Origin of the sequence: Ochrobactrum sp. AP1BH01-1 (assembly GCF_018066705.1) — a bacterium.
GTDB lineage: Bacteria > Pseudomonadota > Alphaproteobacteria > Rhizobiales > Rhizobiaceae > Brucella.
Genome location: NZ_JAGPOU010000002.1, coordinates 997910 through 1012759 on the forward strand (window position 1 = coordinate 997910; position 14850 = coordinate 1012759).

Genomic DNA, 14850 nt, shown 5'->3' on the forward strand with positions numbered 1-14850 from the left:
AACCAATAAAGTCTGGTGTCTGAATCAAAAAGTGGCATGCCCTGGCGAAAATGGTGATTTCGAGAACCGGAAGCGCAGAAATTGCCATTTGTAGTCCGGCATGCCGACTTTTGGATCAGACACTTAGGCGGCAACCAGAATTTCCCGTGCAATATCGTCCCAATGCGAGAAAACCTGATGCGCGCCCTTGCCCGCCAGTTTTTCTGCATGGCCCTCATAGGTGTGTCCGCCGCCCGTATAACCGAATGCCGTCATGCCCGCGGCAATGGCACCTTCGACGCCAAAAGGCGAATCCTCGATCACCACGCAACGCGCCGGATCGACGCCCATCTTGGTCGCTGCAAACAGGAACAGGTCTGGCGCAGGCTTGCCGCGCTTGACCATGCTGGATGAAAAGACCGCATCGCCGAAATAGTGGCTGATGCCGGTCTTCTCAAGGCTGAACGCGATGCGTTCCGGTTGCGAGGACGAAGCAACGCAGCGCCTCTGCGGCAGCTCGCGCAGGAAATCTGCAATGCCGACGGTCGGCTGCAAGGCTTCTGCAAACAGGATTTTCGTTTCTGGCCAGAACTGGCTCGTGGCCTCCTCCGGCAGACGATGCCCGGTCATATCCTCGATCATCTTCATGATATCGGCCTGCTTCATGCCGATGCCCTTGGCGACCGTCCCTTCCGGCAGCTTCATGCCGTGATTGGCATAGACCTGCTCGAATGCAAGGCAGGAAAGCGGCTCGCTGTCGACGAGAACACCGTCGCAATCGAAGATCACGAGATCGAAGGGGGATACGCTGCTCATTTTGGCTCCAGTTGCCCTATAAAGGGATGCCCATTTTGTCGCGCAGTTTGGGGGTGCGCGCCTGTCGGTGTTGATATAGAGACTGTTCGTCTATTACGCACCTATATCAACACAAGCGTGACAAAATTACCCCGCTTGCTGGGTTCTGACATTTTGCGGAGATTTTTCATGACGACAAATGTGGCACTGGTTGGACTGGCGCGCGATCTCGCTGCGCGGGCTGAAACCGGCAAGCCGATCCGCATCGGTCTTATCGGCGCCGGCGAGATGGGCACCGACATCGTAACCCAGGTGGCGCGCATGCAGGGCATCGAAGTTGGCGCCCTTTCCGCCCGCAGGCTGCCGAATACCTTCAAGGCCGTCCGCACCGCCTATGGCGACGAGGACAACGCGCAAGAAGCCACCACCGAATCCGCGATGACCCGCGCCATTGAGAGCGGCAAGATCGCCGTCACCGACGACAACGACCTCATTCTTTCCAATCCGCTGCTCGACGTCATCATCGATGCGACCGGAATCCCCGAGGTCGGAGCGCAGACCGGAATTAAAGCCATTCAGAATGGCAAGCATCTCGTCATGATGAATGTGGAAGCCGATGTCACCATCGGCCCTTACCTCAAGGCCGAGGCCGACAAGCAGGGCGTGATCTATTCGCTGGGCGCGGGCGACGAGCCTTCCTCCTGCATGGAACTGATCGAGTTCGTTTCCGCCATGGGCCACAAGGTCGTGGCTGCTGGCAAGGGCAAGAACAATCCGCTCAATTTCGACGCGATTCCCGACGACTATCAGGAAGAAGCCGACCGCCGGAACATGAATGTTCGCCTGCTGGTGGAATTTGTCGACGGCTCCAAGACGATGGTCGAAATGGCGGCGATTGCCAACGCCACCGGCCTTGTGCCGGATATAGCAGGCATGCACGGCCCCAAGGCCGCAATCGACGAACTGAACCGCACCCTGATCCCGAAGGAAGACGGCGGCGTTCTCAACAAAACCGGCGTGGTCGATTATTCCATCGGGCGCGGCGTGTCGCCGGGCGTCTTCGTCATTGCCAAGATGGAACACCCTCGCCTTGTGGAACGCCTTGAAGACCTGAAAATGGGCAAAGGTCCCTATTTCACCTTCCACCGCCCGTTCCATCTCACCTCGCTGGAAGTGCCGCTGACGGTGGCGCGCGTCGTGCTGCACGGCAAAACCGACATGGTGCCCCTCCCGAAGCCGGTGGCGGAAGTGTGCGCGGTTGCCAAGAAGGATTTGCAGCCCGGCGATCATCTGGATGCCATCGGGCAATATTGCTACCGCTCATGGATCATGACGACACCGGAAGCCCGTGCGGCCAAGGCCATCCCTTGCGGCTTGTTGCAGAACGGCACGGTCATCGCGCCGATCCGCAAGGGCGAACTCATCACCTATGCCAATGCTGCACCGCAGCCCGGCTCGAAGATAGCCGAACTGCGCGCTTTGCAGGACAAGATGTTAGGGCAGTAAGGCAGTAGGGCAATACGGCAGTATGTTAAGGGAGTAAGGGAGTAAGGGAGTAAGGGAGTAAGGCGAAGATGGGCAGCATGTCCACAAGTCAAACATACTGCCCTATTGCCTTACTGCCCTATTGCCTTCCCCTAGTGATCGAGCGCCTTCACAATACTCTCCACCATCTTCTTGGCATCGGCAAAGAGCATCATGGTGTTATCGCGGAAGAACAGCTCGTTCTCCACGCCCGCATAGCCCGAACCCATGCCGCGCTTGATGAACAGAACCGTGCCGGCCTTGTCGACATCGAGGATCGGCATGCCGAAGATCGGGGACTTCGGATCGGTCTTCGCCGCCGGATTGGTGACGTCATTCGCACCGATCACGAAGGCAACATCGGCCTGCGCGAATTCCGAATTGATGTCCTCAAGCTCGAACACTTCATCGTAAGGCACGTTGGCTTCGGCCAGAAGTACGTTCATGTGGCCCGGCATACGACCCGCCACCGGATGGATGGCATATTTGACTTCCACACCTTCCGCCTTGAGCTTGTCAGCCATTTCACGCAGCGCGTGCTGGGCCTGCGCCACCGCCATGCCGTAACCCGGCACGATGATGACCTTGGAAGCGTTCTTCATGATGAAGGCCGCATCGTCGGCAGAACCCTGCTTGACCGGACGCTGTTCGACTTCACCAGCCGGGCCGCCGGACGTGTCACCGCCAAACCCGCCGAGAATGACCGAGATGAACGAGCGGTTCATGCCCTTGCACATGATGTAGGACAGGATCGCGCCCGATGAGCCGACCAGCGCGCCGGTAATAATCAGCGCCAGATTGCCGAGCGTGAAGCCAATGCCTGCCGCCGCCCAGCCCGAATAGGAGTTGAGCATCGAAACGACGACCGGCATATCCGCGCCGCCGATCGGAATGATGATCAGTACGCCGAACACCAGCGACAGAAGAACGATCAGCCAGAACACGAAATGGCTTTCCGTATTCGTAAGCACAACGATCAGCAGCACGATGGCTGCGGCGAGAGCCGCATTGATGACATGGCGTCCTGGCAGCATGATCGGCTTGCCCGACATGCGGCCATCAAGCTTGAGAAAGGCGATGATCGAGCCGGTAAAGGTGATCGCGCCAATGGCGACACCCAGCGACATTTCAACAAGCGCCTGACCGTGGATCTGGCCCACTTCGCCAATCCCGAAGGAATGCGGCGAGTAGAGTGCGGCAGCGGCCACAAGAACGGCAGCAAGGCCAATCAACGAGTGGAATGCGGCAACAAGCTGCGGCATGGCCGTCATGGCGATGCGGCGCGCGATGACCGCACCGATGCCGCCGCCAATGGCGATGCCGATGACGATCAGAACAAGACCGCCGAAGCTCGGGCGCGCCAGCAACAATGTGGTGACGATGGAAATCGCCATACCGATCATGCCGTACATATTGCCCTGACGGCTGGTCGTCGGATGCGACAGGCCGCGCAATGCCAGAATGAACAGCACGCCGGAGACGAGATAAAGGAAGGCTGCGAGATTAACGCTCATAATGGTTCAGCCTCACTTTTCTTTTTTCTTGTACATGGCGAGCATGCGCTGGGTGACCAGGAAGCCGCCGAAAATGTTGACGCTCGCCAGAATGAGCGCAATGAAACCGAAGCCGGTTGCCCAGCCCGAAAGCGAAAGGCCCACGGCGAGAAGCGCGCCCACCACAATCACCGATGAAATGGCGTTGGTGACGGCCATCAGCGGCGTGTGCAGCGCGGGCGTGACCGACCAGACGACATAATAGCCGACGAAGATCGACAGGATGAAGATCGCAAAGCGGAACACGAATGGATCGATCGCGCCGCCCGATGCCGCATGAGCGGCAGCGGCAGCAGCATCACCCAGACCGCCAGCATTTTCCGCCGCCTGACGCACGGCGTCCGCGGCCTGATTAAGGCTCTCAAGAGCTTTTTCGAGATTTGTGTCGGCCATTATGCCTCTCCTCCATCAACCGGAGATTTGGGGGAAGACGGGGTCTTCACGGCTTTAGCTGGGGTTTTCTTGGCAGGCTTCGCTGCCGCCTTCGGTGCGGCTGTCTTTGTCGCCGGTTTTTCCGCCTTCGGTTTTGGCGCGACTTTCGGCTTTGCGACTTTTTCAGCGACAGCAGCCGGAGCGGCCTCGGTCTTGGCAAAAGCCGGATGCACGATTCCGCCCTGATGGGTGAGAAGCGTCGCCTTCACCAGTTCATCTTGCGGATCGATTTTCAGAAGCTTCGTTTCCTTGTCGACCAGCGTTTCGACAAAGGCAATGAGGTTGCGCGCATAAAGCTGCGAGGCGCTTGCCGCGATACGGCCCGCCACATTGAGATGACCGACGATCTTGACGCCATTGACCTCGGCGATCTGTCCGGCGACAGCGCCTTCGACATTGCCGCCACGCTCGACCGCGAGGTCGACCAGCACCGAGCCGGGACGCATCGAAGCGACCATTTCCTTCGACACCAGACGCGGCGCCGGACGCCCCGGAATGAGCGCAGTGGTGATGACGATATCCTGCTTGGCGATATGATCGGCAACAAGGGCTGCCTGCTTCGCCTGATATTCCTTCGACATTTCCTTGGCGTAACCGCCAGCGGTTTCCGCCGCCTTGAACTCGTCGTCCTCGACCGCGATGAATTTCGCGCCGAGCGAGGCGACCTGTTCCTTGGCGGCAGGGCGAACGTCGGTGGCCGTCACGACGGCACCGAGGCGGCGCGCGGTTGCGATGGCCTGAAGACCGGCAACGCCCGCCCCCATGACGAATACCTTGGCCGCGGGCACAGTCCCGGCCGCTGTCATCATCATCGGCATGGCGCGGTCATAGACTTCCGCCGCGTCGATCACTGCCTGATAACCGGCAAGGTTTGCTTGGCTCGACAGCACGTCCATCACCTGCGCACGGGTGATGCGCGGCATGAATTCCATGGTGAAGGCTGAAATACCGGCCTTGGCAAGCGCTGCAACCGCGTCTTCGTGACCATAGGGATCCAGCATGGCGAAGAGCGCTGCGCCCGGTTTATATCCTTTGAGTTCCGTATCCGTGGGACGGCGCACTTTCAAAATGACATCCGCCGTTTTCGCATCCGCCGCCGTGCCGATGCGGGCACCGGCTGCCGCAAACTCGGCATCGGGAATGCGCGATTTCTCGCCCGCACCCTTTTCAACCACGACATCGAAACCGAGCGCGATGAATTTCTTCACCGTCTCCGCCGACGCCGCGACACGGCTTTCATTGGGATCGCTTTCTTTCGGGATAAATAACGTCTGGGCCAAGCTGGTTTCCCTTTCGTGGCGTTCTTCCGGGGTTGATTCCGGTCAGGCGGAATTGCGAGCTTCCGGGACGAAGTCCGTTTAAATAAACTGAACCATAGACATGCATAAACCCTCGGCACGGTATCCCATGCCAAGGCATTCGATCAAATCGTGCGGGTTAATCCCGGTTCAGCCGTTTCCGAGCTGCATCGGCGCGCCGCCAGATCTCATCTGGCAGCGAAAGGATGCGCTAGAGGATGAACCAGGCAGCGACACAGACCAGGATGAAAAGAACGGTCGCGGAGAAGAAACCACCAGCAAAAAAGCCGAACGCCATGGCAATCATAAGGGCGACGAGCGCCACCGTGCTCCATTTAACCAGGCCCGTGAAACCGGCATAAGTTTTCTCATGCTCGGAATAGTCCATCGGTGCGCCAAGTTCAGCCGGAGCCGTCGTATGATGTTCTGCCATTTTAGTTCCACCCATTCAGAATTTCCGCCCATATACCGTCATATTAAGCGGAAATGCCTGCAATCTTCAATGTGCGACCGAACAAACCCGTGCTTTGACAGCAAGGCTTTTCGTCGCAGCTACCCTCTCCGCAGAAGCGGTTCCGCAATCTTCGTAAAGCGAAACCACCCCTCTGGCTACATTTAATTGTTTAATCCGGTGGAAGATTTTTCCAATAGCAACACCCGGATCGAAAGGGACTTTTTTAGCGAAGCGCGGCAAGGTCTGGATCAGATGCTTACACACCGAGACCGGTATATTTGGCCGTAGGCAGGATCGTCAGCGGCACGGAATCGCCCTGCATGTCTGCAAACATGGCGCGGCGCTCATGCGGCTGCGACTTGAAGAACGGAAAGCGCACGGCCACAGCATCGCGGATATTGCGGATCGGCGCGGCGCCCAACCCCACCTTGATTCCATAGCCTTCATGCTCGCGCGCATCCGCCATCACCGACGTGCCGAAAATGCGCTTGTAAAAGGCCATATGCTCCGGCTTGACCGCGGCAAGACATTGATCTGCCGCGAAAAATTCGGACGCCATCGCCGCTATGCGCAAGGTGATATAGGGAATGGCCGGATATTCGCTCAACAGTTCCGGATCGGCGGCAAAACGGGTCGGATCGACAAAATGCATGCCGCTATTGAGCAGCGGATCAAGAATATCGGGAAACAGCGCATAGCTCGTCCCGCGCCGATGGTCGGGCGTGATGTGATGGATGCGCAGCGTGCTGACCAGTTGCCCATCCACATGCACGCCATAGACGAAAGCATGGCTGTCGCGGTCGATATCATCGACGATGGACGGCACTTCGGCCTCATGCATGACATTGCGCGTGCGGTAGGAACGATAGCGCAGGCGACCGATTTCCTCGAGGTCTTCCGCATGGACGATACGACGATATTCCACCCGGTCGAGGAATTGCAACAGCTGTCGCGCAAAATTGGACAATGGCGGTTTTTCGCCTGTAACAGCTGTATTCGTCATGCAATCGATTTTCCGCACCCCGCAAATCACTGCGCAGAATATGCGCCTTTATCAGCATGTAAAGATATAACTTTGTGCGATGCCTTTTTATTGCCGCACAATGAACGTCCCTTCGCCACAATTGAGATGGGCTTTTACGCACAAATATCTGGCAAAATGTGCGAAATGGCCCGATTGCGAGCCATTTCACGGTTCCGCCTTAATTTGAAAGCGCAATCCCGCAGGCCTGATCAGGCGACGGTTCGCCCGCCGTCGCGGCGCGCTGCGGCCTTTGCGGTCATGGCGGTGATTGCCTCGACCGGCACCGGCATGCCGAGAAGATAACCCTGGACGAGATCAGCGCCCGCCGCCACGCGGATCAGCGCAAGCTGTTCCTCGGTTTCGACACCTTCGACCGTCACGCCCAGCCCCAGCTCATGCGAAAGCTGTGTGACGCCGCGAAGCAGCATCAGCGACCGCCGGTCGGTGGTGATGTCGCGCACGAAGGAGCGGTCCACCTTCACCTTAGTCAATGGCAGGGTATTGAGATAGCTGAGGCTGGAATAGCCGGTTCCGAAATCGTCCAGCGCGATATTGATCCCGGCATTCTTCAGCCGCTGCAGCACCATGGACGTCTTGTTGCGGTCCGAAATAATGGCGCTTTCCGTCACTTCCACCTCAAGGCGATGCGCCGGAAGCCCCGATTTCTGCAGGGCATGCGCGATATCGCGGGCGATGTCGCTGCTTTTCAGGTCGATGGCCGACAGATTGACGGAAACGCCGATCCGGTCGCCCCATGACAGGCAGTCGGCGCAGGCCTGCTCCAGCATGAAGCGGGTTATATCGGTAATGATGCCCATTTCTTCCGCGAGCGGAATGAATTCGGCAGGCGGCACGAAGCCAAGCTCCGGATGTTCCCATCGCGCCAGCGCCTCACATGCCACAACGCGCAGGGACTGCGCGCTGACGATGGGCTGGTAGACGACCTTGATCTCGCCGTGATTGATGGCAAGCCGCAGATCGGCCTTGAGTTTCTGGCGCCCGCGATATTTGGTGTCCATCGCGTCGACGAAGATCGACCAGGACTTGTCTTCCGTGCTCTTGGCTTCATAGAGCGCCAGATCGGCATTGATATGCATGCTGCCGACATCGGACCTTTCGATGTCCTCGATCGCAACCCCGGCGCTGATATCGATATGAACCTGATCGCCGTCGAGGTCGTACCCTCCCGTCGCGACCGCCATGATGTGATCCATCACGCCGGCCACATCGGCCTCGCTGCGCAGGTTGAAGACAAACACAACGAACTCGTCGCCGCCGAAGCGCGATGCAACGAAGCGCTGCGGATCGAGCGAGTTCAGCCGTTCGGCGAACAGGCGCAACAGCACGTCGCCGGTATGATGCCCCAGCGTATCGTTGACATGCTTGAAATGGTTGATGTCGATGACGATGAGCGCCGCCTTCGTGCCCTTCTTCTGATGCGGACGCAGCGACCGCACCATGGTCTCGAAATAAGTGCGGTTCGGCAGTCCGGTCAGTCCGTCATAGCGGGCCATATGCTGGATGCGTGCTTCCGCTTCCACACGTTGCGTCACATCCTCGAACATCAGGACCGCCCCTTCATTGAGGGTCTGGTTGCCGATGCATTCGATGTAACGCTGGTTTGAAAGCTGGAAAATATCGCGGGCGCGCCGGCCAGCCAGAAGATCCTGCATGCGCACATGCACACTTTTCAGGTCGGTATGCGGAAACAATCCCTTCTTGGCGCAATAGCGCAGCAGGACATCGAGCTTGCGGCCATGCAGCTTGGTGTGCTCGGCGATCTGCAGCATCGCCTTGGCCTTGTTGTTGATGACCGCGATGCGCTGCTGGCTGTCGAACATCAGCAGGCCCTGCGGCATGTTGTTGAGCGCCGCGTCGAAGCGGCCGGCCACGATGGAAAGGCGGCGCTTGCCCATGACCGCAGCAAAGAGAAACTCGCGCAGGCCGTTGGCCATCTGGATGTTGGACAGGAAATATGGGATCAGCAGCAGGCCGATGATGACGTGAAACGGCGTCCCGGCCAGAATGAGCCCGGCCAGAACCGGGATGAGCGTGCAGGCCGACATCAGGATGACGGCCTTGGCCGAAGCATAGTTGCGGCCCACGATGGAGACGACCGAAGCAAGCAGCACGGTCAGGCTGGCCAGCTCGGCGAAGGAATCCCGCAGCACATAGCTTGAGAAGAAGCATAGCATGCCGAGCGTCAGGCAGACGGCGGACGCACCGATCAGATAGCGTTTTTCCCATCGGTCGAGATCGTCATGGGACAGCGAGTGCTGTTTGGCCTGGTCGAACTGGTGCATGTCGAAGATGCGACCCATTGCTACGATCGCAAAGACGCCGGCGAAGGCAAGATAACGCCAGTCGTCGGTTTTCACATAGATGACGACGCAGGCTACAACGTGCGCGAGCAAGCCGAACCAGAGCGTCGTACGATTGCCATACAGCGCTCTGAGAAAAGATAGCCGCACATCTGCAGGTATCTCAGGTTTACGGCTTTGCCACATTCGATGCATTCAATCCCTTATATGGGGAGGCAATATCGCACTAATGACTTAAAAATATCTTTCGGGATATTAAACCACAAGCTGTCATGACAACCACCATAAGATGTATTCAGATATTTTCTAAGGAAAACCACAGCAGCACAACCCCCGGCAGGCGATTACAACCATAGGCATGCGCTATATTAGTTGTCCTAATATTACTGAAATGACCGCATGCGGAGAAGAGGGACAGGTTAGTTGTCCTGCCCCCCAGAATTAATCCAGATTAGTCAGAGTGGATATTCTACCGCGAGATTCCCGGCTCCTAGAGAAAAAACCTGTCATTACCGTGGCGACGCGGGAAATAACCCCTCAAGAAAGCTTCCAACCTTGTCAGAGCTGATGCCCGCCGTCGACGGTGATGATCGAGCCGGTCATGTAGCGGCTGGCATCGGAAGCCAGCATCAGCACAACCCCGTCCAGATCATCGGGTTCTCCGAGGCGCCGCATCGGATTCCGCCCTTTGAAGTAGCCCCCGGCAGGACCTTGAAGCTGCTCTTCATTGATTCGCGTCGGAAACCATCCGGGCGAAATGGCGTTGACGCGAATATCGTGCGCGGCCCATTCCAGCGCCAGCGCCCGCGTCATCTGCGTAACGCATGCCTTGGACATGGAATAGGCGGCAGCGCCCTTCTGCGGGCGCTCGCCCAGTATGCTGGTCGTATTGACGATGGAACCGCCCCGGCCGTGCCGGATCATGCGGCGCGCCGCCTCCTGCGCCACAAAGAAGGCGCCCGCGACATTGACCTCGAAAATATGCTCCAGCATGTCGCGCGTCGTATCGAGCGCGCGCGCCATATGCGCGACACCGGCATTGTTGAAGAGCGTGGTTATAGGTCCGAAACGCTCTTCCGCTTCATCGAAAGCGCGAATGATTTCATCCGGATGGGTTACATCCGCCATGATTTCCAGCACTTCGCCGCCCGATGGGCAAATGCTTTCCCCTGCATGGGTGCGCGAGATCGAAATCACGCGTGCACCGTGTCCCGCCAGCACATGAACCATGCGCAGGCCCAACCCCGAAGAACCTCCCGTCACGGCAATAACCTTGCCCCGGACGGAGAAAAGCTGATCGTCAGTCATTCATCCCCTCAACTGCCAATCCGTCTTTATCCACTCCTAGAATATAGGGACCGGCATTTGAACCATTTTCGACCGTAAAAATCGGTTCAAATCAACACAATACACAGAAGGCGCGACAAATGCCCTTGGGCGTGGCCGAAAGACGACACCTCTTCGTGATTGCGCCCGCCATTGCAGAGAAGTAAGGAACGAAGCAAATAAGAGCATAATCCGACTGGTGGATACGAACATTATGCCCAAAACTCCTCGCCCTCTCGTCGCCGTGCCGACAGATGTGAAGCCGTTTGAAAACTACAACTGGCACGCCGCGCCCCAGCAATATCTGGAAGCCGCCATCGACGTTGCCGGCGTAACGCCGCTTCTGGTGCCGAGCTTCGGTGACCGGATGGACCTCGACGCCATTCTGGATGCCGTGGACGGCGTTCTCGTGACCGGCTCGAAATCGAATGTCCACCCGTCGCTATACGGCGTAGAGCCGAGCCCGGCCTTCGAGCCCTATGACAATGCCCGCGACGCGACATCGCTGCCGCTCATCCGCGCTGCCATTGAAAAGGGCGTTCCGGTGCTGGCTATCTGCCGGGGCATACAGGAGCTGAATGTCGCGCTGGGCGGCACGCTCGCCACCGAAATCCAGGAACTGGAGGGCCGCATGGACCACCGCGCCCCTGTGTCCGAGAGCCAGGCGGAGCGCTTCGCGATCCAGCACCCGATCAAGCTCAACCCGAACTCATGCCTCGCTGAAATCCTGAAGGAAGAGAGCGTGCGCGTGAACTCCGTCCACCGCCAGGCCATCTACAAGCTTGCGCCGACGCTGGAAGTGGAAGCCGTGGCGGAAGACGGCACCATCGAAGCGGTGTCGGTCAAGGGCGCAAAGGGCTTCGTCGTCGGCGTCCAGTGGCACCCGGAATATTGGGCGCACACGGATGCCCCTTCCCGCAAGATATTCGAGGCGTTCGGCGATGCTGTGCGTCGACATGGGTTAGGGGAATAGGGGAATAGGGGAATAGGGGAATAGGGGAATAGGGGAATAGGGGAATAGGGGAATAGGGGAATAGGGGAATAGGGGAATAGGGGAATAGGGGAATAGGGTGATTGACGTAGAGGCGTCTAGCAAGCCCTTTCTTCACATACTCCCCTACTGCCTTACTCCCCTACTCCCTTAACATACTGCCCTATTGCCTTACTGCCTTAACGTTGACCGTCTCCGGCACGGGCGTCAGCGCCTCACCAGTGTCGAACCAGGCGATGAGATTGTCGATCACCAGATTGGCCATGTCGCGGCGAGTTCGGACCGAGGCGGAGCCGATATGCGGCAGCAGGACGGTGTTCGGCGCATAGAGCAGCGCCTGCGGCACATGCGGTTCGTTTGCGAAGACGTCGAGACCGGCAGCGGCAATCGTTCCGTTCTGTAGCGCCGCGGCCAGCGCTTCCTCATCCACCACCGAGCCGCGCCCGATATTGACGAGCACGCCTTCCGGCCCGAGCGCCTTCAAAACCTCCGCATTGACCGCCTTCGCCGTTTCCGCACCGCCCGGCGCCACCAGAATGAGCGTGTCGACGGCCTCGGCCAGTTCCTTGAGGCTTGGATAATATTCGTAAGTCACCTCAGGCGACTTGCGGCGATTGTGATAGGCAATCGGCAGGCCGAACGCCTCGACACGGTGCGCCACCGCCTTGCCGATGCGGCCAAGGCCGAAAATGCCGACCTTGCGTCCGCGCAGCGAAAGCTTCGACAGCGGATAACGGCCTTCCTTCACCCAGTTGCCGGCGCGCAGGAATTCCTGCGACTTCGACAGTTCGCGCACTGTGTCGATCAAAAGGCCGATGGTCGTATCCGCCACTTCCTCGGTCAGCACGTCCGGCGTGTTGGTGACCATGACATTTTTCGCGCCGGCATGTTTCGCATCGACCGCATCGTAGCCGACGCCGAAATTGCCGATGATTTCGAGATTGGGCAGAGCGTCGATCAGCGCCGCGTCGACTGTGGACATGCTGGCTATGCCTTTCACGTCCCTGGCCCAGCCAGCATCCAGAAGCGCCGTGTCGCCGCGCGCGATGCGCTGGACATTGAACTCGCCCGAAAGCCTCTGCACGGCATAGTCATCGAAATTGCCGAGCACCAGAATTGTCGCGTCGCGTTTTGTCATGGCATTCCTCATGCGTAGAGCATTTCCAGCAAAAGTGCGCAGCGGTTTTGCGTAGGATAATGCGTAAAGAAAACCGGCCCGTGAAGAATATGGCCGGTGCGGGGGAAAATCAGCCGTGTTTCGGCTTGGACGTCGATTGCCGGATATGCAGTTCCGGCTTGATGAGTTCCTGCATCGAGGAAACCTCGACGCCGTTCAGCTGGTCGAGCAGCGCGCGCGCCGCCCGGCGTCCCACTTCCCGCTGGCCGTTCCAGACGGTCGTGAGTGCTGGCGTCGCAATGGCCGCTTCCTCCAGATCGTCATAGCCGGTCACGGAAATGTCTTCGCCCGGCACCAGCCCGGCGCGGGCAATGCCGTTCATCAGACCGATAGCCGTCAGGTCGTTCCAGCAGACCGCCGCCGTCGGCTTGTCCTTCAGCGCCAGAAACTGCGGCGCGACTTCAAAGCCGCCCTGCTTGGTGCGCGGCCCGGCAATGCGCCAATCGGGACGAACCTCAAGCCCGGCCTTTTCCATGGCCTGCACATAGCCGCGATAGCGGTCACGGCCGGTAGACGTCTGGTCGGTGCCGCCGATCATGGCGATGCGCGTGTGACCGAGCGAAATCAGGTGATTGGTGGCAAGGCCGATGCCATAGGCGTCATCGCCCCGGAACACCGGCGCATGAACGCCCTCGACGCTGCGCGCGATCAGCACGACCGGCAGGCCGTTATCTTCCGCAAGCTGGATATCTTCCGGCGGGGTGCCGATGGCGGGCGACATGATGACCCCGTCGGCGCCGAGCTGCAAAAGCGTATCCATGAAGGTGCGCTGCTTTTCAAGCTGGTCATAATGGTTGGACAGGATGAAGGTCTGGCGCGAGCGGTCCAGTTCCGTTTCGATGGATTTGAGAATTTCCGCGAAGAACGGGTTCATGATGTCATGCACCACGACGCCGACAATGCCGGAACGCGAGGTGCGCAGGCTCGCAGCGCGACGGTTATAGATATAACCGATGGCGCGGGCATGTTCCTTGATCTTCTCGCGGGTCTGGTCGGCAACGAGGGGGCTGTCGCGCAAAGCGAGCGAAACGGTGGCTGTCGAAACACCAAGCGCATCTGCGATGGTCGATAGCTTTATTTTCTGGGCCAAGTCGCCTCCCCAAATTGGTCCGTGCCGCAGTCGGAAACGCAGCCGCAACCTGACAAGGCAGGACGCGACCGTTCGTCCTGCGAACGGTTATGCCATTGCCATCCTTGAATTGGAAGCATTTTCGATAGCACGCAACTTGAAAAGTGTTTCACGGTTTCCCGCCAAGATGCGCGTCAAAACAAAGAGTTAGAGCCTGATGATCGGTGGGCTTATTCCACCTCGTCCTCTTCCAGCACTTCCGCTTCCGGCTCTTCCGCAAGGCGTGCGACACCGCGAAGCGCAAGATTGCTCTCCATCCGGCTCAGCATCTTGAGGAAGGTTTTCCGGTCCTTCTTGTCGAGCCCTTTCAGCATGTCCTTTTCCGTCTTGCGAATGGACTTCTCGATCGCCCTGATGGTCTCGAGGCCCGCCTGCGTCAGATAGACATGCGACTGGCGCTGATCGGTTTCCGAGGCGCGCTTTGCCACGAATCCCTGGCTTTGCAGCCGCGCAATGGTTTTGGTGATAGTCGGCGGCCGCACACCCAGACGCTGCGCCAGAACGCCCGGCGTCAGCCCGTCTTCGGCCGCCAGTTGCAGCATTACGGCATCCTGCCCGGCATAAAGCCCCTGTTCGAGAAGCCGGGTGGCCAGCACCGTCCGCGACAGTCTCGCCACGGATTGCAGCCGGTAAAGTACAACCGCCTTATTGTCCTTGCTCATCCCACCTCGCCCCTGTTCTTGGCTTTTGAACGCATCCCGAAAGGTGTGAACCGGCTTTCGGACAGGATGCGCGTTAAAATAAACCAGTTCCTGTCGCCTGATCGATAGTCCCGTACATCCATATATCGTAAAATATTGTCCGACTTATGAAACAACAAGGCCCGGTTGCTGTCATGGCTAATGGA

Annotated in this window: 13 protein-coding genes; 2 read left to right on the forward strand and 11 right to left on the reverse strand. The window is 58.6% G+C overall.

The window, feature by feature from the left end; translation table 11 throughout:
- Positions 1-123: 123 nt before the first annotated feature.
- Entirely contained in the window at positions 124-795 is a 672-nt protein-coding gene (locus J9800_RS10165; RefSeq protein ID WP_114216202.1) for an HAD family hydrolase, read from the reverse strand.
- A gap of 168 nt (positions 796-963) precedes the next feature.
- Here J9800_RS10165 and J9800_RS10170 point away from each other — a divergent pair, with 168 nt between their 5' ends.
- Positions 964-2280 carry a 1-deoxy-D-ribulose 5-phosphate reductoisomerase gene (locus tag J9800_RS10170; protein ID WP_114216201.1) on the forward strand — a complete coding sequence of 439 codons (1317 nt, stop codon included), beginning with the start codon at positions 964-966 and terminating at the stop codon, positions 2278-2280.
- A 131-nt stretch (positions 2281-2411) separates the two neighbouring features.
- Here the strand turns inward: J9800_RS10170 and J9800_RS10175 are convergent, their stop codons facing one another.
- From J9800_RS10175 to J9800_RS10205, 7 genes are all read right to left on the reverse strand, one after another.
- Complete coding sequence (locus J9800_RS10175; RefSeq protein WP_114216200.1) at positions 2412-3812, reverse strand: NAD(P)(+) transhydrogenase (Re/Si-specific) subunit beta; 1401 nt, start codon at positions 3810-3812, stop codon at positions 2412-2414.
- A gap of 12 nt (positions 3813-3824) precedes the next feature.
- Entirely contained in the window at positions 3825-4244 is a 420-nt protein-coding gene (locus tag J9800_RS10180; protein ID WP_114216199.1) for a proton-translocating transhydrogenase family protein, read from the reverse strand.
- Positions 4244-5563, reverse strand: coding sequence for a Re/Si-specific NAD(P)(+) transhydrogenase subunit alpha (locus J9800_RS10185; RefSeq protein ID WP_114216198.1), 1320 nt, complete (start codon positions 5561-5563; stop codon positions 4244-4246). The genes J9800_RS10180 and J9800_RS10185 overlap by 1 nt, the downstream gene beginning before the upstream one ends.
- A gap of 229 nt (positions 5564-5792) precedes the next feature.
- Entirely contained in the window at positions 5793-6014 is a 222-nt protein-coding gene (locus J9800_RS10190; RefSeq protein WP_114216197.1) for an aa3-type cytochrome c oxidase subunit IV, read from the reverse strand.
- A gap of 277 nt (positions 6015-6291) precedes the next feature.
- A complete protein-coding gene (locus J9800_RS10195; protein ID WP_114216196.1) occupies positions 6292-7038 on the reverse strand; it encodes an N-acyl amino acid synthase FeeM domain-containing protein in 747 nt (248 codons plus the stop codon).
- Between the two features lie 230 nt (positions 7039-7268).
- Positions 7269-9566: a putative bifunctional diguanylate cyclase/phosphodiesterase gene (locus J9800_RS10200; protein WP_112585496.1), complete on the reverse strand. Its 2298-nt coding sequence runs from the start codon at positions 9564-9566 to the stop codon at positions 7269-7271.
- Positions 9567-9938: 372 nt separating this feature from the next.
- Positions 9939-10688, reverse strand: a complete 750-nt coding sequence (locus J9800_RS10205) for an SDR family NAD(P)-dependent oxidoreductase (protein ID WP_112585494.1) — start codon at positions 10686-10688, stop codon at positions 9939-9941.
- 232 nt (positions 10689-10920) lie between these two features.
- Here J9800_RS10205 and J9800_RS10210 point away from each other — a divergent pair, with 232 nt between their 5' ends.
- On the forward strand, positions 10921-11679 hold the full coding sequence (locus J9800_RS10210) for a gamma-glutamyl-gamma-aminobutyrate hydrolase family protein (protein ID WP_114216195.1): 759 nt from the start codon (positions 10921-10923) through the stop codon (positions 11677-11679).
- 181 nt (positions 11680-11860) lie between these two features.
- On the opposite strand, the gene J9800_RS10215 is transcribed toward J9800_RS10210, so the two are convergent.
- From J9800_RS10215 to J9800_RS10225, 3 genes are all read right to left on the reverse strand, one after another.
- On the reverse strand, positions 11861-12835 hold the full coding sequence (locus tag J9800_RS10215; protein WP_114216376.1) for a 2-hydroxyacid dehydrogenase: 975 nt from the start codon (positions 12833-12835) through the stop codon (positions 11861-11863).
- Between the two features lie 109 nt (positions 12836-12944).
- Complete coding sequence (locus tag J9800_RS10220; RefSeq protein ID WP_006471199.1) at positions 12945-13964, reverse strand: LacI family DNA-binding transcriptional regulator; 1020 nt, start codon at positions 13962-13964, stop codon at positions 12945-12947.
- Between the two features lie 209 nt (positions 13965-14173).
- A complete protein-coding gene (locus J9800_RS10225; protein ID WP_112585489.1) occupies positions 14174-14665 on the reverse strand; it encodes a MarR family winged helix-turn-helix transcriptional regulator in 492 nt (163 codons plus the stop codon).
- Between the last annotated feature and the right edge of the window lie 185 nt (positions 14666-14850).

What these genes read in the sequence shown, in the direction of transcription:
- J9800_RS10205 (WP_112585494.1), bottom strand. Translation starts at nt 10,688, where the DNA reads ATGACTGACGATCAGCTTTTCTCCGTCCGGGGCAAGGTTATTGCCGTG.
- J9800_RS10225 (WP_112585489.1), bottom strand. Translation starts at nt 14,665, where the DNA reads ATGAGCAAGGACAATAAGGCGGTTGTACTTTACCGGCTGCAATCCGTG.
- J9800_RS10165 (WP_114216202.1), bottom strand. Translation starts at nt 795, where the DNA reads ATGAGCAGCGTATCCCCCTTCGATCTCGTGATCTTCGATTGCGACGGT.
- J9800_RS10180 (WP_114216199.1), bottom strand. Translation starts at nt 4,244, where the DNA reads ATGGCCGACACAAATCTCGAAAAAGCTCTTGAGAGCCTTAATCAGGCC.
- J9800_RS10215 (WP_114216376.1), bottom strand. Translation starts at nt 12,835, where the DNA reads ATGACAAAACGCGACGCGACAATTCTGGTGCTCGGCAATTTCGATGAC.
- J9800_RS10175 (WP_114216200.1), bottom strand. Translation starts at nt 3,812, where the DNA reads ATGAGCGTTAATCTCGCAGCCTTCCTTTATCTCGTCTCCGGCGTGCTG.
- J9800_RS10195 (WP_114216196.1), bottom strand. Translation starts at nt 7,038, where the DNA reads ATGACGAATACAGCTGTTACAGGCGAAAAACCGCCATTGTCCAATTTT.
- J9800_RS10190 (WP_114216197.1), bottom strand. Translation starts at nt 6,014, where the DNA reads ATGGCAGAACATCATACGACGGCTCCGGCTGAACTTGGCGCACCGATG.
- J9800_RS10170 (WP_114216201.1), top strand. Translation starts at nt 964, where the DNA reads ATGACGACAAATGTGGCACTGGTTGGACTGGCGCGCGATCTCGCTGCG.
- J9800_RS10210 (WP_114216195.1), top strand. Translation starts at nt 10,921, where the DNA reads ATGCCCAAAACTCCTCGCCCTCTCGTCGCCGTGCCGACAGATGTGAAG.
- J9800_RS10200 (WP_112585496.1), bottom strand. Translation starts at nt 9,566, where the DNA reads ATGTGGCAAAGCCGTAAACCTGAGATACCTGCAGATGTGCGGCTATCT.